Origin of the sequence: Microbulbifer variabilis ATCC 700307 (assembly GCF_000380565.1) — a bacterium.
Taxonomy (GTDB): Bacteria; Pseudomonadota; Gammaproteobacteria; order Pseudomonadales; family Cellvibrionaceae; genus Microbulbifer; species Microbulbifer variabilis.
The window spans coordinates 378904-402805 of the sequence record NZ_AQYJ01000028.1 but is presented as its reverse complement, the minus strand read 5'-3'; the positions used below and the strand labels follow the sequence as shown (position 1 = coordinate 402805).

The following is a 23902-nucleotide window of genomic DNA, read 5'->3' as shown; positions in this document are numbered from 1 at the left end:
TAAATAACACTACCTAAGGCTAAGAATCTCGCACCCTCTGGCTTAGAAAATTTTATTTCTTTACTTCTGAGAGGTCCTTTACAACTCTCACATGCTGCATCATACCGCCATCTTCATGATATAGCAGGTGGCAGTGTAAAGGGTATTTACCCGTAAAGTCTTTAAAACGGGTTCGAAATTTTACATATCCATGTGGAGGCACCTGGAAAGTATCGCACCAGAATGGCAGCTTCAGTGTATGGTGCATCGGGTCTTCACCTACCACTTCAATAACATAGTAAGGATTGACATGAATATGTATCGGGTGAGGAAACTCACTCTCATTGACCAGAGTCCACTCCTCTATCGCATCTAACTCAACATAGTGGTTTACCACATCACAACCACCAAATGGCGCATGATCAATACTTACATTTAGACCACGGAAATATTTATCCGGATCATCCAGCGTATTGGCCTGCAAGGTCAATCGCCGTGTATTAGTGATCTCATCATCTGTAATAGGCTTTAAAAGATCAACCTTAAAACTCTCAGGAAATGGAGGTGGAGCACACCTTGACGGAGGCTTGCTGGGAGCGTAAATAGCAGTACCAATCTCCTCACCCTGCTCAATCGCGATAACAAACAACGGGCTATTATTGTGGTACTTGTAGTGCGGCATCTGCTGAAATTCAATGGCGTTATTATATACATAGAAATGCGCACCGGGCGTTGCAGCCTCACTAATTTTGAGAAACAAGGAAGCGCGATTCGCGGGACCCAAACTTACGCCATCCTGCAGGCGGTAGTCTTCTGTGGGATTCCCATCAAAGCCGTAAATGTACATCTGCGCGAACCAAGGGCAGTCTATGTCTATTGACGTGCGAGTGGTTGCATTGAGGAGACGCAAGTTCAGTAACTCTCCCACCGTCGCATGTATCACTGGGCAATATTGACCATTCACAGTAATGCAGTATTCACTGTCGGGGAACTTGGCAACCTGATGTTGGTCCTCCACTCTTCCTTTTTCATCTACCGCAATATTTTGAAATACCAATACATATTCCTTAACACCCATCGCCTCCAGTTCATCATCAAAATCGTCACGTACAATTAAGGCACCAGCCATACCACTTCCGACTTGTATCGCGACAGAGCCGTGTTTATGAGGGTGATACCAGTAGAGGCCGGGCGGGTGATTTTTTGGAATATCATATTCATAGGTGAAATTTTCACCCGGCGGGATTTTCATACAAACATTATCACCTGGAGACTCTGGGGAAACGTGAAGTCCGTGTGTATGCAGGTTATAAGTATTGAATTCATGAGGAAAATTGATCATTCCGGAATCACCCTCTTCCTCTTCAGGTGGCAGCTTGTTATTGGTTTGAATTGTCAGATGGCTACCGGGGCGTATTTCAATGGTCGGCCCGGTAAGGGTAAACCCAGCTTCCCGGGTGATTGAAGATGAAAATACACGTGTCCAGACAGGAGTTTCATTTTTTTTGTAAAAACTGAAGACATTGTTCTCTTCGTACTGAACATCCAATTCAACACGTAGATTCCTATCTGCCTTACTCATCGAATATACCGGTGGGTTTACCAGCGGCTCTAAGAAAGAGATATTCTTTCGATTATTCACGGTATCGCCTCAAATCCTTTTAAAGGCATAGAAAATATTAATACACTAGCATCATCGATATAACCGCTCTCTTGGTTATAACTTCTGGAAAAAAGTTCTCTATATAGTATCCCAACCTGGGATCAACTTATCCAAGTATAGAGTTCAGTGTAGGCCACTGAGTGTCTGTCAAAGAATGACATCTATATAAGCCTGGAATGAAACAGGTAAGAGAAGTAATCTACGCTTTAGCCGATCTAATTACGAGTGTAAAAAATCCCCATCAAGGAGCCTTTCTCCAAAACTTACAATTTATCTTAGGCATATGCCAATTACGACCTCTATTCGGTTCATACCGGCGCGCCACACGGCTCCAGTGAGAACAGTATCCAGAGTTAGGGATTAGCTTCATTCGATCCTCAGTCATCAGCAACAACAACTGAGATTTAAGTAACCAATAGGTGGTCATCTAAAGAAAAATAGCCTTGAACAAAAAATCTTTTAATCTGAATAGAGAAAGACCAAGCATACCGAAGTCTTGATTACCTTTGCGAACAAAACAACAGAATCTATTCACAATACTTATAAATTTTACTTTCAGAATCAAACTCCAAGGCTGATTATTTCAGTTAAAAGATATGCATAAATGAATTGTTGAGATTTTATTCGGCTAAGAAACCTAGAAAAATTTCCCCTGGCTACTTAATTTGAGAATATCTGCTTACTACATTATTGGCTCTGCATCCTTGCGACCAGGTTCCATCTTTGAATTTTACGGCGCTGTAAAAGTAAACATTAATTTCATCAAATTACTATTCCTTTGATGTTTCTACAGCTTGATTATTTTGACATATCTGGTGCCTGAAACTGATCATAATGATCAAATTCGCAATAAACCAAAGGTCTTTAATGATAAAAATTCCACTGGATGCTAGAACCCACGGTTTTTCCCAGCTCCCGGGATAACTAAGCAGGAACGTTTGGGTAGTAACAAAAACAGCCCCACAAAGTAATACTCCAGGCCAGAAGAGTGCCCTAACATGAATACCTATAGCCAATATAACCAAGGCAAGCAGATCATAAACGCCAATAATATTGGATGCTTGCTGGACACTGAAAAAGTTATACAACCAGGACATCAATGGGGAACTATTCACCAGCCCTTCGATACCTTGGGCCTCTATAGCGGTGAATTTCATTCCTCCAATCCACAATAGAACCAAGCCAACTGGTAGAAAATTCAGCCATATATATTTCCTTGAAGGTGCAGATTTATAGCCGAGCCAGGTCAGTCCTATTACGATCAGGGAAAAATATTTTATGACTCCCTGCCCAGAACCTATAGCTGGAAAACCGCCAAGTGCGTCAATCCAGTGTGTGCTGCCAAAAAGGCTCAGCAGGGGCACTATGGATAGTGCGATGATCAAGAGCGCCAAAGGCAGGATAAATTTTTCTATAAAGATAGATAGCACAGAGAGTAGGGCAGCTATGGTGAAGATTATCGCAACAGCGGTGGCAATTCGTGAAAGTCCCGCGCCTCCTTCGAAACCATAAAATGCCATGATGGATCCCAGCCCCCCCTGCTGACCGGAGAAAAGCGCGGCTGCGAGCAATGCGAAGGAAATAGCCAGGAGGGCAAATGGTAGTTTCCGCAAACAAATATTCATCATTCAATGACCTGGAAGTAATTAAACTTTCAAGGAGCCGCCTTACGGCAATCTCCCATTCCTTATGCCTTGCCAGCAGGAGCAGCCTGATGGCAGATGCTTTGAAGGAACTTACTTACAGTTGTCGTCACGACTTCGGGAATTATTACAACTCCAACGTCTTTCACTTTGACTTAGCAGCCAGGCTTAGTCACAACTGAGCCTACTCCAGAATCAGGGTGCCTCGGTACATCTGCATCTGACAGGTAAATGGATATTCCCCAGGGTTTGCTGCCGGCAATATAACCGGAGTATCCCTGTGCAGAGTAAGCTCAGCGCTGACTTCCAAGTCTGGAAATAACACCCACTCCGAGCAGGGACTCGGATCTTCGCGAAGAAAGTGCAAGGTTGCAGCTCGGCCCGCCGGAAGGCGAATATGATCTGGCTCATATACCCCATCTTTGACCAGTATTTGCAACTTATCTGCGGTGGGCATGGCTTTGTTGGCTTTGCGCTTTGGTCCTAGCCAAAACCACCAGACAATGCCAACAATGAGCAGCAATCCCACCAGATTAACGAGTATCGCTCCCATTAGCGCACCTCCGAAGGTTTGAAAAAGCGCAGGCGATTTGCATTACTAACAACAGTTAGCGAGGAAAATGCCATTGCAGCTCCCGCCACAATCGGGCTTAGTAGCATTCCAGTTATTGGGTATAAAACCCCCGCGGCGATAGGAATGCCCAGTGTGTTATAGATAAAGGCACCAAACAGGTTCTGCTTGATATTGCGGAGGGTCGCACGGGATAGCTCTACAGCGTTGGCAACGCCGTGTAACGATGAGCGCATCAGAGTGACATCTGCACTCTCAATTGCAACATCGGTACCTGCTCCAATAGCAAAACCCACATCTGCACGAGCCAGCGCCGGCGCATCATTGATTCCATCACCTACCATGCCCACACGTTCACCACCTTCTTGTAGCTCGGCGACAATGCGCTCTTTATCCTCCGGTAAAAGATCTGCATGAACTCTATCGATCTGCAGCTTTTTGGCGACTGCCTCTGCACTCCCTTTGTTATCACCAGTCAGCATCTCGATTCTTAGTCCCAGCTTGCTCAGGCGCTCTATGGCTGCTTGAGCATCATCACGAATAGGGTCAGCTACAGCAATTATGCCTTGCAGCTCTCCGTCCACTGCGGCGTACATTACTGTACGCCCGGCCTCAGCCAAGGTATCAGCTCGGCTCCGCCAGGAAGCCAGGGGTATATTTTCTTTGTGCATTAGTTTGCTGTTACCGAGCAGCACCTTCTTGCCAGAAATAATCCCTGTCACACCGTGGGCAGTTATTGCGTGGAAGTCACTGGGAGACTGCAGCTGCAGTTCTTTTTCTTGGGCCGCGCTGACTATAGCTTCAGCCAGAGGGTGCTCAGAGCCCTGCTCCAGACTCGCGAGCAGTTGCAGTAATTCATCACTGTCACCATTGCATTCGATATCGGTAAGGCGTGGTGAGCCTTCCGTAAGGGTACCTGTTTTATCAACAACCAGGACGTCCAGATTACAGGACTGTTGCAAAGCTTTACCATTGCGTACCAGCACTCCATTTTCAGCGCCCTTCCCCACTCCCACCATTACGGATAGCGGAGTAGCGAGCCCCAAGGCACAGGGGCAGGCTATGATCAATACCGAAGTAAGCACCACCAGCATATGGGCAGCTTGGGGCTCTGGGCCGAAGTTAAACCAGATGAGAGCCGCAACAACAGCAATAATCATAACCACCGGTACAAAAATCGCAGAAATTCTATCGGCCAGGCGTGCGATGGGTACCCGCGACCCCTGGGCGTTTTTCACCATTTCAATAATCTGCGCAAGGCGTGTATCGGCTCCGACTTTTTCCGCAAGAAACAGCAGGCTACCGTTTTTATTGAGAGTACCTGCTGTCAGGCTATCCCCTTCGTCTTTTTTTACCGGGACCGGCTCACCGGTGAGCATAGACTCATCCACCAAGCTTTTGCCCTCGAGAACCCGGCCATCCACAGGAATTTTCTCCCCCGGACGCACACGCAGCTGGTCACCTTCCTGTACCTGCTCTATCGGGAGATCTACCTCTTTACCATCTCGCAACACACGAGCCGATACATCTTGTAGTTCCAGCAACTTTTCCACCGCGGCACTGGTGCGCCCACGGGCCCGCACTTCCAGGGCCTGTCCCAGGCTGATCAGGCCAATAATCATGGCACTGGCCTCAAAGTACACATGGCGAGCAGATTCTGGCAACAGATGGGGAACCAGCACCACCATCATCGAGAAAAGCCAGGCTGTACCAGTACCCAATGCAACCAAGGTATCCATAGTGGCACCGTGGTGGCGCAGCGCCTTCCAGGCCCCACTAAAGAAATGACCGCCGCAGAAAACCAGCACTGCCAGAGTAATCAGTCCTGTTGCACCCCAAGCGAGCTGCTCATTGAGGGTGTTCACAGATACTTTATCGGTAATCAGACCCCAGGCCATCAGCGGTACGCCCACCCCCAAGGCGAAGGCTGAGCGCCACAACAGCTGGCGATAATGTTGCTGTTCGTGGGCTCTTTGCTCGGCGCGCTGATCACGCTCACTGCTCTTTGCTATCTCGGCGTCATAGCCCGCGGAACGCACCGCCTCAATACAAGTCTGAGGTTCTGCTTTGCCGTGAACTATAAGGGTTTTGTCAGCAAGATTTACCCTGGCATCCTCTACACCACCAGCTTGCCGTACCGCACCTTCGATCTTGTTTACACAGCCGGCGCAACTCACGCCGCTGAGGCGGAACACCATTTGTGCTGAATGCTGCTTCTTGGCCATATTGCTCTCCCTCAAAACCGTTTCTGGCGACAAAGTTACAACCTTCCCGCTAGGGTAAGGCAACAGTTTGCGCCAGCAATCCCTTCTTTTATAGGGTTCGGCCGCCAATCTTCAGCTTAGTGTTTTGCTCAAAGACTTGGAGCTACGCACAAGGCGAGTGCAAAGGCCGCGCAAGCCCTTCTCCGGGGTGTTATTATCGCGCCATGAAACACCCCCTGCTCCCTGAAAGACCCCTGAGTATCTCACCGACTCTGGCTGCAACCGTTGGCCTGGAGGAGGCTGTATTGCTCACAGCGCTCGGCGACTTGACGCCTTTCCTACCCTTGGAGCCTTATGGGGGGCGGGATTGGTACACAGCACAGGGAGAACAGCTATACCTGCTACTACCCTTTTGGCAAGCAGCGGATATCCAGCGTGTGGCTACCAGCCTGCGTAACCAGGGTGCACTGTTACTCGGTGCTGCCCCTTTTGGCAGTAGCGAAATCCTGAAATTTGCCCTGCCGGGAGAATACAAACACCCTATAGCGACACCGCCAACTCCCCAGGTCCAAATCCCACCGAGCCGCAGTGCCAATACTATTGCACCAGGCTGGCAGCCCGATGCAGAGACCATGGCGCGTATCAGCCAGCTGGGCATCCCCGAACACTTTGTGCGCGAGCAGTTACCGGAATTTGTAACCTACTGGCGTGAACGCGCCGAGCCGCGACACTCCTTTGGTTCACTATTCCTACGCCAGGTTAAAGGCAAGTGGGAGGCTTTTCGCGCCACCGCTCAACGCAAGCAAGCCCTGCCGGATAACTGGCAACCGAGCAACGACACCTTGCGAAAACTGGCCGACGAGGGTGTGCCCAGTACATTTGTCAGCCGCGGCCTGCAGCGTTTCCTCGATTACCACCGCTCCAGTGGCAAACAATCCATATCCTGGGATCTGGAATTCAATGACTGGATCATGGAAGACTGGGAAAAGCAGGAAACCCCATTTATTGAAAAGCGTAAACCCACCGCGATGACCCGTGACTGGCAACCCAGTGAACATACCTGGGAGCAGTTACAACGCCTGGCCATTAATCCGCGCTTTGCCGCAGAGCTACTGCCAGAATTTATCTATAAATGGACTGAGCGAGGTGGCCACAGCGCACGCTGGGGGGAGCTGTTTATTGAATACGCTCGAGAGGAGTGGGCCTACTACTGCCAGGGTATTGAGAAAAACCCTGTGGCCAAACCTATTCCACGCAACTGGCAACCTGGGGGCGACTGTCTGAGTCACCTGGTGAATCAATGCGAGATCGACCGAGATTTTGCCCTGTCGCTAGTAGCGGAATTTATTATTTACTGGCGCGGCCAAAACGCCGCACGCAAAAGCTGGGACGCCGTTTTTGTGCGTCACGCACGCCACCAGTGGGCGGAGCGCAACAAATTGGCAATAGGAAACTCTTATGGCAACCCACAAGACTCCAATAGCAGCGCAAACCAGCGCACCCGCGACCGATCAATCGGCGACATACTCACAGACACAAACTGGTAGTGGACAGAGCCAGGAACAAGTCAACGAAAAGAAGCGTGCAATCAACGAAGTATTCGCACTGTTTAAGTTAAACTATCATAACCAGTTCAGTGCTGCCTTCCCGGACACAGAAACTCTACACCATGCCAAGCGCCTATGGCTGGAAGCTTTACTCTCATTTGCCCCCGAAGACATTATGCAAGGCGCAAAGCGTGCGATCCTCCAGAGCGAATACTTGCCCACAGTGCACAAAATGCTGCAGCTCTGTGCCGCCGGCGAAAATGGCCTACCGGAATCCCGCGCGGCTTACCGTGAAGCCTGCAATGCTCCCAGTCCAAAAACCAATCACAGGTGGAGCCACCCTGCAGTTTATCATGCCGGACGCGAGTCTAATTGGTTCTTCCTCGCCAATAATCCCGAATCCGTAGCCTACTCCGTATTTGCAGAGCACTATCGCAAGTTTTGTGCTCGAGTGTTAGAGGGAGAAAAGCTTCCGGCCCCGGAGCAGTTGAAGCTGGAGGAAAAGCCCGGCACCCCACTCTCCAAGGAAGAAAATGCACAAAAAATGGCGGAGCTACGCGCGGAACTGGGAATCTGACCTAAGACCAGGATATTTTTAGTAAGCCGGCAAATCCATGTCGGCGGCAACTTCTGGCTCCACATTCTCCTAAAAAGATAACAGAAGAAATTGTTTAGAATTTAACATTTAGATACACCAAAATCCCTCAATAATAATTAGAGGAAAGTATTCCTAAGATACTTAAGGATCATTAAAAAGGACCCATTAATGAAACTAAAAACCTTACTACCCATCCTTATCTCATCTTTCCTGCCACTCCAAACCTTTGCAGTCACGGACCATTCTCACAACCTCACCAGTATTTCTGATGAAGATGTTGCACATCAACGTGCAAACCTGGCAAAGAACACACAAGGAAGAGGTTTTGGACCCCAATCTCCCCGCGATATTGACCTCATTGAAGGTAGGAATACCATTTCTTTTAGTTTGGCCCCTGCCTACTCCAGCATGAATCTTTGTAATATCCACTTTCATAAAAATGCCGAACATAAAGGAGGGGAATTTACTATCTTTGCTGGGAATGGAAATGGCCTTGGATACGACACTGGCTTTAAATTTTCCGGAAGCCTATCAGCGGCTGAGCTAGCAGCTATCAATCAAGATATTTGCCCCAGTGAACATGGCGGATTGCGCCCAGGTGATACCATTGAAGTTCACTATGTTCATTCATCTGCCAAAACCATACCTGGCCCCTCCCTGGGCGCCTGCCTGAATGACTCAGTCAGGAACCCCCAGTTACGGGTTGAAGCTCAGGTTTACGTACTGGTGAATGACCACAATGCCCTTGATTTCAGAGAACTGACAAAGCTCGGAGAGCATAAAGGGTTTCATCAAGCAGTAAATATTCCAGCTAACACCGGACTGCCAATTCAATATCCAGGCTCAACAACTGGCCCTGGATATAATGAACAAGGTTCTCCTTTCCAAGTAACCTGGAGCGTCAGGCCTCGTGTTGCAAAGGTCAATATTAAATCAGTAGACAATTGGTGCCGTGAAAATGTATTCAATGAAGATCATGCCCACGGCGTAAGAAATCTTATTACAAATCCAGACCTTCTTTCTGGGGTTAATCCATAACCTTGATCAAAGCACCGGAATATCTATAGTTCTAGCCTAGGGAGTGCTTACTTAAATAAGCACTCCTAAAATAAGCAACCAGAGTCTGGAAATGTGTTACGCCACACCCTAATTCAATACGCTCGCCCCCAACACCTTCCAACATATACAACTTATAAATTATTAAATCTCACCTTAAAAATCATCATCCCATAATATCGATTTGGAGAAGCATTCACCACGGCATACCGACAAACTGAATCAAAAATCAAATGACAAATACTGTATCTATATACAGCAAAATGACACTGAAGTAATTTTACTTTCTTTACGAAAGAAATTTCATGCAAAGCCTTGACAAGTTAACCATATAGCCACCTAACTTTCTGTATGTTATTTTTATGGATACCGAGCCCCTATGTGACATCCATATGCAAAAAATATTAGCTTTATCGACCATATTGTTTTTTGGCTTTATTTTGTGGGTAATTTACTTAGCTAACACAGGCAGCAGCAGTATATTTTTTGAACTGGTGAGAGCTATCCCCTACGGGGATAAAATCGGGCACATAGTATTATTTGGCACACTTACATTAATCTTGACGCTGTCTTCAAGGAAAAAATTTTACTGTCTGGGCTCCATACATATTTACTATGGGGCGATAGCAGTATTTCTTTTTGCTTTAAGTGAAGAAGTCACACAGGCCTTCCTCCCCTCCAGAACCTTTGACTTCATTGATTTAGCAGCTGATCTTATCGGTATAGGTATAGCGAACATTACGGTTAATCTCTTACAAAGAAGAGAAAAGTACATTTGAATACGAATGGAAAAATTTACTTTTACCATCCTTTTAAAAAAATTTATTGATGAGCAGCCATCTGACAATTTCGGATGGCCGCTGGAAATAGAAGCGCAAGCAGAACAATAAAACTATCAGTTTGCTGTAGCGGAAGATAGATTCAATATATTTTCAATTTTCTGCCAGGAAACCAGCTTAAAGTTTTGCCTACCACTTGGCATACGGTTTCTTCCATCCTGAACCACTAATAACCCCATTGGGAATTCAGTACCAAGGTTTGCACCAGTTACGGCCAGGCCATCAGTCTCTGAGCTGGCATCTATACCTAACTCCCTGTTCATGTCCACACGGAAATTACCGATAAACTCAGTCCCAGAGCGACTGAATAATGCATAGCTGTTGTTCCCCTGGCTAGATGCCACCAGATATCCACTATCTTCATGCAGATATAAGGCCAGCCCCTCTACATCAGCCACTAGACTTTTAGTATTAACCTCCGCTACAAGTTTAGGCTTACCCATCCCGGCACTGTATCTGTGCAAATCCAGCTTCCATATTCCCCTGTCTTCTTCACCGTAGAAAAGCTGGCCATTCTGGGCATCGACAACGCACCCTTCTACCTGACCCTCGACAGGTAAACGGGATACGTGTTTAAGTTGCCAATTTCTAGCATCTTGACCCAAGTGAATATCCAGCTGATGTAGCTCTCCCTCCTTATCAGATACCCAGACGCTAAGCCGGCTATCCATATAATAAAGGCACAAGCCATAGGGGTCCTTCATATTCAGTTTCTGTAATCCCAGATATTCAACTTTCCCTGATTTTTCTATGGCAAATAAGTCAATACCCGGCGTGGAGCGGTTGGAAGCTGCTGCAATTGCACTATAAGTAGGATGCTGTATTTCGCTGATATCTACATTATTCACTCGCCCTACGGCAAATTGCTGCACCAGTTGCCCGGATAAACCATAGATATTTAAGCCATATTTTTTATCAGTGCCCAGAATTAAGCTTTGCTCAGGGTGAAGCCGATTCACCCAAATAGCTGGATCATCTGCAGCGTCTCCAGCTGAAGAAACCGGCTGTGTTTGGGCACTGGCAGGAATACGCGGTATGAATTCATCCACCAGTTGCAGGTCAGGATGTTCAGGAGGATTGAGAGGTTCATACTCAAAGTACAGAAGGGAATCTACTTCCTCATCCAAAACCACAATATTTTTGCCTATAACGCCAACAGAAGCTGGATAATAATTACTATCAATATAGATAGTCTGATCAGACCCTTCTTGTAAATTTTTTAACTCATAGCCTTGCAGGCGAGCATCCGCTGTTAACCATAAATAATTGCCAGAGTGATCAATCCAAAGGCCGCCAAAATCCTCCCCGAGTTGATCTGCTTGCATGAGTAATTTTCTTTCCTCATCCTTTTCAGCATCAGCATTCATACTGATAATACCGATTGGCGGCTGGGAGAAGAGCAGCTTCTCATTAAAGGGAGCGACTGCACATGCATTCACCTGCTCACCAAAATACAGGGGGCGAATTTCTACAAGCTCCCAAGTAGAAGGTCCAGGGCTTACCAGGTATTCGTGCCCTAACCCATCATCTCCAATAGTAAATAGATGAGTACGATCATTATTCTGATAAAAACACAGGGCGCTTTGCGGAGAAATTTCATCACGGCCGCCAAGATACTGCAAAACTGGTTTGCGATCGATCCCTCCCTTTAACTTGTAAAGTTTCACCTCTGCAGATAGCTCATCATAGGCTGCCACAAGGAGGCTGCCTTGTGACAAACTTTGTATAGCCAAAGTTTCTACCCGGCCAGGAGCAGATACCAGGTGATCTCCATTGCTATCTAGTAATAAGACGCCTTTATTTTTACTGGCAATTAATAGTGCACTCTTTCCCGGAAACTGAACGGGTAACATCTGTTCAGCTCCAATGCCCTGGAGATCGATTTTTTCTATCGGCTGCACCTTTTTGACACGTAAAACCTGATCCCAACGAGCATCACAACCTCCGAGAATACTACTCAGTAAAAGGCAAATAAGGAGGTAGTACTTATTTTTCATGGTAATCCACCAGCAGAAAATATAAACCCCGTTACTAAATAGGGGGTTGGCAATACCTATTAAAATTTTAGAAAGTGCTATAACTCAAACCCAGTGCATAGGTTGGACCATACTCCTCATACTGGCCATTAAAGCCTGAATTATGTGCGTAGTAAGGCTCATCAGTGAGGTTCACCCCGGTAAAGGTCAGTTGCAGTCCGTTATCGAAACGATAGCGTGCGGATAAGTCCAACTGTAGATGATCATCCTCATAGCGATCAGCAGTAGAATTCTCCAAATCCACCTCCAATAAACGCTCGCTGCGATAAGCAGCTGATAACCGCATGCTAAATGCATCGCGCTCATAACCCATCACAAAATTAGCCACCAGATCTGCTTGCGAAGGCAAAGAAATCTTATCGCTACGCTCCCTATCTGGCCCCAGGCCCAAGCGTGCTTCAGAGTCTGTCACAGTGGCATTTGCGCGTAACAGGAACCCGTTTTCGAAACCCCTGGTCCAAGCCAGCTCCATACCATTGAGATGGGCGGAATCACCATTTACCGGTTGTAATACTTCAGCCTCGTCAACACTCAAATTCCCCACATACTGACTGTAATCCACAACACTGGAAACATCGGACAGAACAATGAAATTGTCGATACGCTTGTGGAATAACCCCAGGGAGAGCATACCCAAATGGTCTGCATAGTACTCGGCAGAGAAGTCCAGATTGCGCGACTGGTACGGATCTAGCGCAGGATTACCGGCCTCCACTTCCAGCTTGTCATCGTCATACTCTATCTTGGCCGGCGATGGGTTCAGGTGTCCGAAGGATGGGCGCGAAAGAGACTCACTATAAGCCGCACGCAAAACAATATTATCGTTGTAGTCATATTTATAATTTACACTGGGAAAAAAGTCATCATAATCGCGCTGATAGCGTATCCCAGCTGCATAAACCTCGTCGGCAATTTCCTGTGCACCGGGTACCGGCTCTTCAGACTCGACGACTTGCACACCCTCAGCGGTAAAGTCTGTGCGCTCGTAGCGAACCCCAAATACCAGCTGCGACTGGTCAAACTCAATCGTATTCATAACGTAGAACGCACTGATATCTTCCTGCATATTGTAATCGCGCGCGGAAGACAAAGCCGTTTCAGTTTCATCAACTTCAAAATCGTCAATATGACTGTTAATAAAGTAATTTAAACTGCCGCTACTAACCCCAGGGCCAAAGCTATCCAAGCCGTAGTCGATGTCATTGCGAACAAAATCTGCGAGGGTGTAGTCTCCCGCAAAATCCTTATACACGGTCGCATTCAAGTCTCCACTCTTCTCACGCTGTCGCTCGTGTATGCCAAACTGGATAACTGATGGATTACCGGCCCACTGAATTTCCCGGCTAATGTCGAAACGCAGGCTCAGCTCTTTATCCTCTGTAAAGTTATCTTCAATGACGAGCTCATCCAATTGATAACTGGACGGGTCTAAAACTCGCTGCGCATCTTCTGCGCCCACTGCCATACGCGGCGTTTTATCTGCCTCTACATAGCCAATGCGCACAGGCTCCAATGCAAAATCTGTATCGCGTCGGTGAGGTTCAGACTCCTCCGCATGGGAATATCCCAGTGCATAGGAGATATCCACCTGATCAAAATTATGCTCACCACCGAAAACAGAGGAGATGATTTCCTGCTCTTCCAGCCGGTCCTTCAAAGACTTTTCCAGTGCAGCTTCCTGCCACTGTGCGGAGTTCCTTGAAATCGTTTCCGGCTCATCCCGCCCGGCATCCAACTTCCAGGAGTTGCGCTGGCGAATTTCCTTGTCGGAAAATTCTGAATAGAGATTGTGGAAGTACATACGTGAGCGATCACTAAGATCCAGATCGAAGTTGGCAGCAACACCTGTTCGCTCGCGGGTAATGGAATAATCACGCTGTTCGATCTCTGTCGCACCAATGCCGGTAGTACCATCCTCAGCCGTAAATTCCTGCCAGGTACCATCAGTCTCAATATTTTCCGAACCGAAATTCCGCTCTTGATGGCTGAGGGCCAGGGCCACGCCAAATCGTCGATCGCCACTCAAATCAAAGACATTGGTTAAAGTGGCTGCGACTTTGGGACTATTTTCCTCCTGAAGTTCACTGTAACTGTTCTCAGCACTGAACTTATAGCGACGGCCATCATAATCGAGCGCATTAAGGCTTTTGATTTCAATAGCGCCGCCAATAGAGTCTGCACTCATGTCGGGAGTCAGGGTTTTAAAAACCTCCAGGCTGGCGAGTAGGTCTGAGGGAATGACATCCAGGGCGACCGCGCGACTATCTGTTTCCGGGGCCGGCAGGTTAATTCCATTTATTGTTGCCGCGTTCAAGTTAGGATCAATACCGCGCACACCCACAAAGCGTCCCTCCCCCTGATCACGGGCAATAAAAACCCCCGGCATCCTCTGTAAGGCTTCAGTAACATTGGCATCTGGAAGCTCACCGATTGCATCAGATGTCTGCACTGCAACCAGCTTATTCGCATCCCTCTGGCGATCCAGGTCACTGCGCGCGTTACTTGCCTGGGCAGTGACGACCACAGTCTCCATAACCTGTGAATCCTGGTTTTGTGCACTTGCATTTGCGCTCATAATTGCAGCGGCAAGTGCCGTAACTGATGTACCTAGCAGCCGTAAACTGATGATCTTATATTTCATAAAGCCCCCACTCCCGTCATTGCCAGTGGCGTATTAGATTGGGCGCAGACTAGTAGGCGTTTATGACCCTTCAGTGACGTTTTTTTTAAGCTGTCATCAAGCTTTCAGAAAAAATTGTAAATATCTGTGCCAATCAACCAAAGGGCCAAACAATCAGGCCTGAAAAATGAGTTATAGAGCAGTGACTCTGGTCATAGACTTTTAAGCAGAAATTCCCACTTAACCAATGAGATTCGCCGAGCCAGCGATCCAGAACCAGTAACCCAAAATGGAGTGGAGTATGAGCGACCAACCCAGTAACCCAACACGGCGCAAACTGCTCAAAACCTTGAGTACTGTGACCGCCGCGGGTACAGCAAGCTCAGTATTACCCGGCTGTATTGCGGAACACAGCGCTGAAAGGGAAAGCCTTACTTTTTCTGAAATTCCTCATTCGCTGGATTTCCAACACCACCTGCCGGAACACTACAGCGCCGATATCCTTTTGCGCTGGGGAGATCCAATTCAGGAAACCGATACTCCATTTCACCCGGAGAAACTGGATGCCGCAGAACAGGGACAGCGATTCGGCTACAACAATGATTTCATTGCATTTATGCCTCTGGCTGACAATGTCGAACCTTCACGTGGGGATTTACAACTGCAAAGCGGCAATAGCAACCGCGGACTACTGTGTGTAAATCACGAATATACTCAACCCCACTTAATGTTCCCCGGCTATAACGACGAATACAGTGCCACTCGTGGGGTTAGTTCTGAGCATGTCGCGATAGAGCAGGCGGCCTGTGGTCACTCCGTGGTGGAAATTGAGCGCAGTAGCAACGGGTGGCGTACCGTGCTGGACAGTCCTTATAACCGCCGAATAACCATGACTACCGCCATGGATATCAGTGGGCCAGCGGCAGGAAACAGGCGATTGAAAACCGCAGCCGACCCCAGCGGTACCCAAGTGCTGGGCACCATAGGGAATTGTGCCGGGGGCAAGACGCCTTGGGGTACTGTCCTTATTGCTGAGGAAGGGTTCGGTGGCGCTTTCCAGGGTAACCCACAAGAAGTCGAAGACCCCAGGGAGGCCCAGAACCACCATCGCTTTGGCATAAGCCCAAGAAACCGTAATTTGGGTGACAACGATCGCCGCTTTGACATTCAAGCGGAGCCCAACGAGCCAAACCGTTTTGGCTGGATGGTGGAATACGATCCCTATGATCCCCAATCTAAGCCGCGCAAGCTCACTACCCTCGGCCGCTTTGAGCACGAGGGCTTCACCCTGGTGTGTAAACCCGGTCAGGCGGTGGTGGCCTACGGAGGCGATGATGACGAACACCAGTTCGTCTATCGCTTTGTCTCCAGGGGTATTTATCAACCTGAGGATTACCAGGCCAACAGGGAACTTCTTACTGAAGGCACTCTCTATGCCGCCAGGTTCGATGAAAATGGTCACGGGCAGTGGTTAGCCCTGATTTATGGCCAGGGATCTCTCAACAGCGAAAATGGTTTTCACAATCAGGCAGATGTACTGATCGATGCACGGCGTGCGGCAGCCCTGTTAGGCGCAACCCCCATGGATCGCCCCGAAGATGTGGAAACCAACCCCCATAACGACTGCACTTATGTCATGCTGACGAAGAATAAGAAGCGCCAGAAAGATGAAATCGATGCTGCCAACCCTCGCGCTAAAAATGTTGCAGGCCATGTATTGGAAATAGTACCACCGGGTAAAAATGGTAATCGTGACCACACCAGTGATCGTTTTCAGTGGCAACAGTTTTTACTGGGGGGAAACCCCAATGCAGAACGCCCAGAAGAGAGAGGTGCCTACGGCCAGCAGGCCAGCTACAACATTTCCGCCAATGGCTGGTTTGCCAACCCGGATAATGTCGCGTTTGATGGCCACGGCAATATGTGGATTGCCACTGATGGCTGTGAGCGCTTTGGATTCCATGATGGGCTCTGGGCCATGGCGACAGAAGGGCCCCTGCGCGCTGCACCAAAACACTTCTTCGGCTGCCCCAGAGGTGCAGAGGTTTGTGGACCGGAATTTACACCCGATGGCACAACCCTTTTCATAGCAGTGCAGCATCCCGCCGAAGCGCGTAACTCCACATATGAAAATCCCATACACCGCTGGCCGGACAATGACCCCAAATTGCCACCACGTCCATCCGTATTGGCAATCTACAGGGACGATGGTAAAGAGGTTGGCAGCTAACTTCACAATCAATTAAGACGGCGTCAGTATTGCTAAAATTAACTCTAAGTATATTTTTTTACCGGCTTGCCGCCTGTAGTCTCTCCTAAGAGCGCAGGCTTTGTGGTTGAGGTTAGCCATGCAAACTACATTTATCGCTGCTTTACGCCACATTGGCGTCACTCTGGCAGTTGCTGCTGTATGCCTGCTACCCCAGATCAACGCACAAACCTCTGAGTCCACCATTAATCTGCGCGGCAGTGGAGCCCGTTTCCCCCACCCAGTCTACGTCGACTGGTTTCGACAGTTTACCCATCAGGATAACGATATATTCGTGCACTACGGATTAAGTGCCAGCACAGATGGTATCCGGGATTTCCTGGGAAATACGGTAGACTTTGCTGCCTCAGATATTGCCATCGAGATTGACAGGCTAGAGGGCTTAAAGGGAGGAGCCGTAGTACTACCTGTCACCGCTATTCAGCTTGTATTGATATTCAACCTGCCGGGCATTGAGGCGTTAAAACTTTCCAGGGATGCCTATGCAAATATCTTTTTAGGTAAGGTCCAAACCTGGGACCACCCCAGTATTGCTGCCAGTAACCCTGAAATACAGTTACCTAACACTGAAATAACGGTGGTAACTCATACTGAGAGTTCTGGCGCCTCTTATCTTTTCTCCGGGCATCTGAGTAATATCAATGATGAATTTCGCGAAAACATCGGAATAAGCCAAGCGCCTAACTGGCCCAGACAGCCCGGTTTCGAGCGGGCCGCAGGTAGCCAGGGAGTGGCGGCTAAGGTCAGAGCGACCCCAGGTTCCATAGGCTTTATAGACCACTGCTTTGCCGAAGTTACCAATCTCCCTGAAGCACTGCTGGAAAACCGTTCGGGGAATTACATTGAGGCCAATGTAGAGAGCGGCACTGCAGCATTGGAAGAGGTTGAATTTCCTGAAGGCAAGCTACCAGGCAGTAACGCCCCTAACCTGATTGCCTGGGTTTGGGATCCCGCTGCTGAGGGCGCCTATCCAATTACCAGTTTCTCTTGGCTATTGCTTTACGCGGAGCAGGACGATAGTAAAGCCAAAGCTCTACGCAAAATGTTGTCATTTATTCTACATGCCAACTCCCAGGCAAAGGCAGGTGAGTTGGGGCTGGTGCCCTTACCGGAACACGTTCGGGAAAAAGTACTGAGCGCCATAGATTTTGTCCAATAAATCAAAGATGTGTTTAGATTTATTTCCCTTGAAATCAACTTATATTAACTCAGTGGTGACACCAAGCTCCCTGCCCTCCTGCTAAAATTGAATTTGAAGCCAAGTTTTACCCGGCTCGCCATCAGGAATCGATTAAGGTACTGGCGGCCCTTTAGTTGAGGTTTTCCATGCTATCGAGGTATGCCACTACTTTATGCCGCCTGGCTGCCACTCTTTCAGCCGCTATTTTTGGCGCAATTTTCTCTCTTTCCTCCCTGGCCCAAGTACCGGAAAACCCTATCAACTTACGTGGAAGTGGCGCAAGTTTCCCGTATCCCATTTACGTGGAATGGTTTCGTCAATTTACTCATCGAGAAAATAATATTTTTATTTTCTATGAAATGAGCAGCAGTGGCGATGGTATCAGGGACTTTCTTGGACACACAGTGGACTTCGCCGCATCCGATGCAGCGATTGATGTTGATGAATTAAGACGTTTAAAACAGGGCGCTGTGGTCTTGCCAGTAACCGCCGGAGAGGTGGTACTGGTATTCAACCTTCCAGGTATCGATAAGCTGAAACTTTCCCGGAAAACCTATACAGGGATTTTCCTGGGTAAAATAAGAAACTGGGATGATCCACTGATCGTTGCGGATAACCCCGATATCACATTGCCCCGAACACCGATTAGCGTGGTCACGCGCTCAGAAAGTTCTGGTACCTCTTATATTTTTTCCGGTCACTTAAGCAGTATCAGTGAGGAGTTTCGTGAGAAGGTTGGCCTGGATAGAGTTCCCAACTGGCCTAAGCTTCCCAGCTTCAAGCGCGCACCGGGGAATCAGGGCGTATCTGCCAGGGTAAGAAAAATCCCTGGTGCCATCGGCTATGTCGAGCATGGCTTTGCCGAGATCGTCAACCTGCCAATCGCAACACTGGAAAATCATGCGGGTAACTATATCGAAGCCAGCGCAGAAAGTGGTGCTGCAGCACTAAAAGAGGCCGAATTTCCCAACACCGAACTACCAGTAAGTGGCGCTCCCAATTTGATCACCTGGGTTTGGGACCCCAAAGCGAGGGACGCTTATCCAATCACCAGTTTTTCCTGGCTATTACTCTACTCGGACCAAGAAGATGATAAAGCCAAGGCCCTGAGGCAATTACTGGTATTTATGTTGAGCAGGAAATCCCAGTCGGAAGCGGGCAAGCTTGGATTAGTGCCACTGCCAGAGAATGTACGATTAAAAGTTTTAAATGCTGTTACCTTTGTGCAGTAGAATCCGTTACAAATTTAAATAACGAAATTGAATTTAAGACGATGAATATAAACAGCATTAAACTAGAGCGCATCAGGCACTGGCACCCGCTGTGGAAAACTCCAATATCCTATTGCGCCCTGTTCTCTTCGCTTGGTAAAGGGCGCTATCTGCCTGCTGTAACAATTCCAAAATATCCTTATGCCCTTGCAGACAAGCCACCCCAATACTCGCGGTAAAACTTACAGGTCCCTGAGCCGATTTAATAACAATTTTTGCAATATCTCTATGTACCCTCTGCGCAATACAAACTGTGCCCGCGACATCCGCACTCACCAACAGCGCAAATTCCTCACCACCAATCCGACCAAATACATCCACCTCACGCACATGCTGGGCTATTACTCGTGCTGTCGCACACAGCGCCTGATCACCAATTAGGTGGCCGTGAATATCATTTATGGATTTAAAATGATCAATATCAAGCATCAACACACCCAGAGGAGTCTGCTTGCTCTGGGCTAATTTTATAAGTAAAGCAGCTTCCTCGAAGAAGCTGCGGCGATTGTATATTCCAGTGAGCGGATCTGTACGCGCCTCTATTTCCGCCCGCACTTTTGCTGCTTGTAACTCCCTTGTGCGCAGCTGTATCAGGTGCTCAAGATCTGTTTTGGAAACTTCCAATTGTTGCAAATATTTTTTTTCTGCCTGGTCTTTTTGGGTGCGTAAACGCTGCACCATTAATCCAATCGCAGCCATAATGGCCATCATTTCCACAAATGAAGCTACTGGAGGCCAGTAATAGTTGACCGGATTATGCACCACAAAGCCTAAATCACGCATAGCCTGCACCAGTAAGCCAAGCACCAGGGTGGCCCAACCTATTGCAAATACCGCGGCAGCACTATTACCCTGCCGCCAGCGCACCAAGGCAATTGGCACCACAAGTGGATAACATAACAATGCTACTGTCATGGAAATCTGGGAGGCAGATTTCAACCCCAGCAATACAAAAACTAACAGGAAAGCACTGTTAGCCATCATTACCTGTAATAAGTAATCAAGCCTGGGAGTATAGCGCCTGGTTTCCAGGAAAATCCGCGCAAAAATTAGGCCTGTTAAAATCGCGATAGCCCCGCTAATAGTGGTATATCCCCAGTGAAACCCACCACTTACCAGATATTGGTGTGTATAACCAAGTACGGTGCCCCACACCAAAATTTTACTGGCGCAATACAGGGAATAAAGGTAGAGAATATTTTCTTTAACCGTAATTGCCCCAACAAACGCAAATAGGGCCATGAGGAAATAGCCTCCGAAAAGGAAGGCTATTAAACTAATCTCACCCTTGCTATTTTGTTGCAGCTTTTGGGGGCTCCAAATTCGCATACTGGGAAAAACCACTCCCAGCTCACCGGAATCAAATTTTACCAATAATTCCTGTGTAGTCTTGGCTGGCACAATAATTTCAAAAACAAATCGATTGTGCTCTACCTGGCGAGTGTCAAATGGAGCATATATGGATAAGTTGGCAAGCTTCCGATAAGGTCCGGCACTGGATAAAGCACGGGAATACACCTGTAATCCCAGCAACTGATGATCCACATACTCAATATGTAATTTGGCTGGCTGGTTTGTGCTATTGCGCAAAGCAAAATGCGACCAGAAAGCACCGGGTTGAATACCGGTTGAGCCCGCAGTTCTCAAGGGGGTAAATGCTCCACGTTCATAGGCAAGTAAAGCATCCGCAATATCACTACGGCCACCTTTATCATGCCAAGTCTCATGGAATCCTGTGAGCTTACTTCCATCCTCCAACTGTGATACTTCAATTGGCACATGGGCCCAGGCCAAGGCTGAGGGTAGAAACGGGCAGTTGATAAGTATCAGAGTTAGCGACAATCGGGCAGAACGAAGGTACCACTTTAAGTTTATGGGGCATCGGAGATACAATAACCGCTGTCTTATTATACTTTTCTTCATGCTCTTGGCACGTAGGCGATACAATTCCGCTTTTATAATGTCTTCGGCCGGCTCAGTAAATCACAGCCTCTCACGCGGAGAGTCATCTCCAGTTCCGGCAGCAACCGGCTTCAGTATCTTTGGCCACTCCCTGCTGAGCTACTGTCACTTTTAACTCCTCCCATCACGAATACTGCGATGGAATGCCAGAGCTATACAACCTTCGAAACCGCAAAAGATGACGGAGTTCTGACCAATACCATTTAACATCCGCCAGAAAACACTCAAGGCCTAACGGTGATGAGACATCCAAAGTAATAGTTATATATATCTGGACTTAAAGAGAGTCTAGATTCCAACAAGTGACAGGGAAATTAAGCGGATCACCTAACGGCATGGCGTCTTATGTACCCCACGAATGGCCAAACTCAATCACGGCCCTAGAGATCATCAGACAAAGAAGAGAAGCCGACATAGAGAAGACCAAATCTGGCTAACAATAAAATTGAAGCTTATTTGAATTAATTGACCAAGCTTATCTCCTACTCTCTCAAAAACTCCATTTTAGCCTGCAAACATACCATTCATGTCTCCACTGAACTCCCCGGTAAAAACACATTACATAACAAGTATGTATTGGTAGATGGTCATTAATTAATCTTTATCCAATTGACCTAAAGAAATCACTATGTTTAATAATATTGGCTGAACCGTGAATACAAAGATAAAAGAAATCCAAGGCAATACTTTTACAGGGTTTGATCGTGCAAATACCTGAACAGATTGAATACCTTCTCAGTCAGAGCTTCTCGCTATCGACTAATATCAAATCTAGAAAGATCCTTAAATATCTATATACGCTTCTGCTTGGTTTATTAGCTTTATCTGAACCAGTTGAGGCAGTGCCTTCAATGACAACACCAAACCACAGGTGAACATAAGGGCAAACATATAGTAGTGAAAACACTGTGTGCTAATACGCAATATTCGACGTTTTACTGGGTAAACCCCTATGACCCCCCCAATACCTATAGCAATACCCTAGGTAAGTAACTCTTTGGTAATAACTTCAAAGCTTAGGTAGGTCAGTATTTTTGTTCCCTGTAACACCAGAGTGTTCAAAGCTTTGGTGGCAAGCAGATTTTCCTTATCAATACCATAATTCAAAAAAAATGGATTTTTTACTGGCCCGATAGCCCCGATGATTTCGGATAAAAAGGCAGTAACAAGTCCCAGTATAAAAAAGTAAGGAAGGCGCATGGGAAACGAATACTTTGTCTTGCCCAAACGGTATTGAAAAACAGTAGACATTAGAAAGACTCCAACAAAAATTGAAGCCACAGGGGGTGCATCTGAGAACAGATATAGGCCCCAATTTTGGCCCCCAGAATGCTACCGGGCATGATCCAGCAGGCCACCTTCCAGTTGATATAGGACCAAAAAAACAAAGTCCTGAAGGGAGCAGCATCACGCTGCCAATTGTGGCAGTCGGTGCAACCAAGTGAGGACCCAGGAGAAAACCTACCATTGGTACTAGCAACATGGCCCCGCCACCGGCGGCCAGAGTACAGACATACCAGGGTAGAGCGCCAAAAACCAGGAGAGTTGCAGCTATCATTAGTTGGCAGCCTCAACCACTCAAAGCACTCTCCTGAAAGTATCCATCCAAAACCACAGCCGACAAACCCAGCCAACAAATACAGTCCAGAGAGGCAATCAGTAAACCGGTGGTCGCCAAAGCACCCCTCAATGCTGCTATCAGGGGGTGCTCAGAAAGTGTATGCCGATTAAATAGAGAAGAATTGCTGGATGCCCACCAAAACACTTGTGGTGGCCACAGAGGCGAGAATTAGGCCCATCACCCGACTGACGATGCTGGCACCAGCATCACCAATAAAGCGATAAATCCAGTTAGCAGTCAGTAACAGTGCAATGACTACAGCGAGTACCGCCAGCATGGCCGATGCGGTGTTTAATTGGTGAAGTAAATCAAAGCGGTGATTATCAGTCAGCACTACTGCGGCAAGCATGGCCCCTGGCGAAGCAATGGACGGCACTGCCAGCGGAAATATGGCAGTCTCATGCCCTTCTTTGACGATTTCCTTTTCCCGCTCGGGCTTACCCTCACCAAAAATCATTGTGAGGGCAAATAGAAATAGCACTACACCACCTGCAACCTGGAATGCGGATAGAGGCACCCCAATGGCCTCCAGTAGAAACTGACCTGCGATCAGGAAGAACAGCAGAATACCAGCCGCCACCAGTACAGAAAGCCAGGCGATTTTACGTTTTTGCCACTCTGCATGGCGGGAAGTCACTGCAATGAATACCGGCAGGGTACCCACCGGGTCGATTACAGCAAAGAAAAAGACAAAACTACTGATCCAATCGTTCAATTGGTACTCCGGCGTGCCGTGCTACTATCCGCTTATTCCTTGCCGCGGGGAGACCGGCAAGCACCACAGCAATATTGCCCGGGCCATCCCCGATGCCATAGGGAATGGCCTCCGCGGTGGAAAAGCTT

The 23902-nt window shown here is 47.7% G+C and carries 16 protein-coding genes; 7 read left to right on the top strand and 9 right to left on the bottom strand.

Going from position 1 to position 23902, the window contains the following annotated elements; all coding sequences use genetic code 11:
- Window positions 1-52: 52 nt before the first annotated feature.
- The 4 genes from G367_RS0117505 to G367_RS0117490 form a co-directional block, all read right to left on the bottom strand.
- On the bottom strand, window positions 53-1561 hold the full coding sequence (locus G367_RS0117505; RefSeq protein WP_157533603.1) for a multicopper oxidase family protein: 1509 nt from the start codon (window positions 1559-1561) through the stop codon (window positions 53-55).
- 851 nt (window positions 1562-2412) lie between these two features.
- A complete protein-coding gene (locus G367_RS24165; RefSeq protein WP_020414461.1) occupies window positions 2413-3270 on the bottom strand; it encodes a DUF417 family protein in 858 nt (285 codons plus the stop codon).
- 199 nt (window positions 3271-3469) lie between these two features.
- Window positions 3470-3838, bottom strand: a complete 369-nt coding sequence (locus G367_RS0117495) for a cupredoxin domain-containing protein (protein WP_020414460.1) — start codon at window positions 3836-3838, stop codon at window positions 3470-3472.
- Window positions 3838-6081, bottom strand: coding sequence for a heavy metal translocating P-type ATPase (locus tag G367_RS0117490; RefSeq protein ID WP_020414459.1), 2244 nt, complete (start codon window positions 6079-6081; stop codon window positions 3838-3840). Before G367_RS0117490 ends, G367_RS0117495 begins: the two co-directional genes overlap by 1 nt.
- Before the next feature lie 203 nt (window positions 6082-6284).
- Here G367_RS0117490 and G367_RS0117485 point away from each other — a divergent pair, with 203 nt between their 5' ends.
- From G367_RS0117485 to G367_RS0117470, 4 genes are all read left to right on the top strand, one after another.
- On the top strand, window positions 6285-7607 hold the full coding sequence (locus G367_RS0117485; RefSeq protein ID WP_020414458.1) for a DnaT-like ssDNA-binding domain-containing protein: 1323 nt from the start codon (window positions 6285-6287) through the stop codon (window positions 7605-7607).
- Entirely contained in the window at window positions 7519-8184 is a 666-nt protein-coding gene (locus G367_RS0117480) for a replication protein P (RefSeq protein ID WP_020414457.1), read from the top strand. The genes G367_RS0117485 and G367_RS0117480 overlap by 89 nt, the downstream gene beginning before the upstream one ends.
- Before the next feature lie 189 nt (window positions 8185-8373).
- Window positions 8374-9243 carry a delta-class carbonic anhydrase gene (locus tag G367_RS0117475; RefSeq protein WP_020414456.1) on the top strand — a complete coding sequence of 290 codons (870 nt, stop codon included), beginning with the start codon at window positions 8374-8376 and terminating at the stop codon, window positions 9241-9243.
- A gap of 410 nt (window positions 9244-9653) precedes the next feature.
- Window positions 9654-10040, top strand: a complete 387-nt coding sequence (locus G367_RS0117470; protein WP_020414455.1) for a VanZ family protein — start codon at window positions 9654-9656, stop codon at window positions 10038-10040.
- A 116-nt stretch (window positions 10041-10156) separates the two neighbouring features.
- Here G367_RS0117470 and G367_RS25300 read toward each other — a convergent pair whose 3' ends face one another.
- Both G367_RS25300 and G367_RS0117455 read right to left on the bottom strand, forming a co-directional pair.
- Window positions 10157-12097, bottom strand: coding sequence for a phytase (locus tag G367_RS25300; protein ID WP_020414453.1), 1941 nt, complete (start codon window positions 12095-12097; stop codon window positions 10157-10159).
- Between the two features lie 67 nt (window positions 12098-12164).
- Window positions 12165-14777, bottom strand: a complete 2613-nt coding sequence (locus G367_RS0117455; protein ID WP_020414452.1) for a TonB-dependent receptor — start codon at window positions 14775-14777, stop codon at window positions 12165-12167.
- A 280-nt stretch (window positions 14778-15057) separates the two neighbouring features.
- Here G367_RS0117455 and G367_RS0117450 point away from each other — a divergent pair, with 280 nt between their 5' ends.
- The 3 genes from G367_RS0117450 (at window position 15058) to pstS (G367_RS0117440) (ending at window position 19437) form a co-directional block, all read left to right on the top strand.
- Entirely contained in the window at window positions 15058-16986 is a 1929-nt protein-coding gene (locus G367_RS0117450) for a PhoX family protein (protein WP_020414451.1), read from the top strand.
- Window positions 16987-17104: 118 nt separating this feature from the next.
- Window positions 17105-18184: a phosphate ABC transporter substrate-binding protein PstS gene (gene pstS / locus G367_RS0117445; RefSeq protein WP_020414450.1), complete on the top strand. Its 1080-nt coding sequence runs from the start codon at window positions 17105-17107 to the stop codon at window positions 18182-18184.
- A 167-nt stretch (window positions 18185-18351) separates the two neighbouring features.
- A complete protein-coding gene (pstS, locus tag G367_RS0117440) occupies window positions 18352-19437 on the top strand; it encodes a phosphate ABC transporter substrate-binding protein PstS (RefSeq protein ID WP_020414449.1) in 1086 nt (361 codons plus the stop codon).
- A gap of 72 nt (window positions 19438-19509) precedes the next feature.
- On the opposite strand, the gene G367_RS24155 is transcribed toward pstS (G367_RS0117440), so the two are convergent.
- From G367_RS24155 to G367_RS0117410, 3 genes are all read right to left on the bottom strand, one after another.
- Window positions 19510-21255: a diguanylate cyclase gene (locus tag G367_RS24155; protein ID WP_020414448.1), complete on the bottom strand. Its 1746-nt coding sequence runs from the start codon at window positions 21253-21255 to the stop codon at window positions 19510-19512.
- A 1164-nt stretch (window positions 21256-22419) separates the two neighbouring features.
- Window positions 22420-22689, bottom strand: coding sequence for a hypothetical protein (locus G367_RS0117425; RefSeq protein WP_020414447.1), 270 nt, complete (start codon window positions 22687-22689; stop codon window positions 22420-22422).
- 476 nt (window positions 22690-23165) lie between these two features.
- Window positions 23166-23774: a MarC family protein gene (locus G367_RS0117410; RefSeq protein WP_020414444.1), complete on the bottom strand. Its 609-nt coding sequence runs from the start codon at window positions 23772-23774 to the stop codon at window positions 23166-23168.
- Between the last annotated feature and the right edge of the window lie 128 nt (window positions 23775-23902).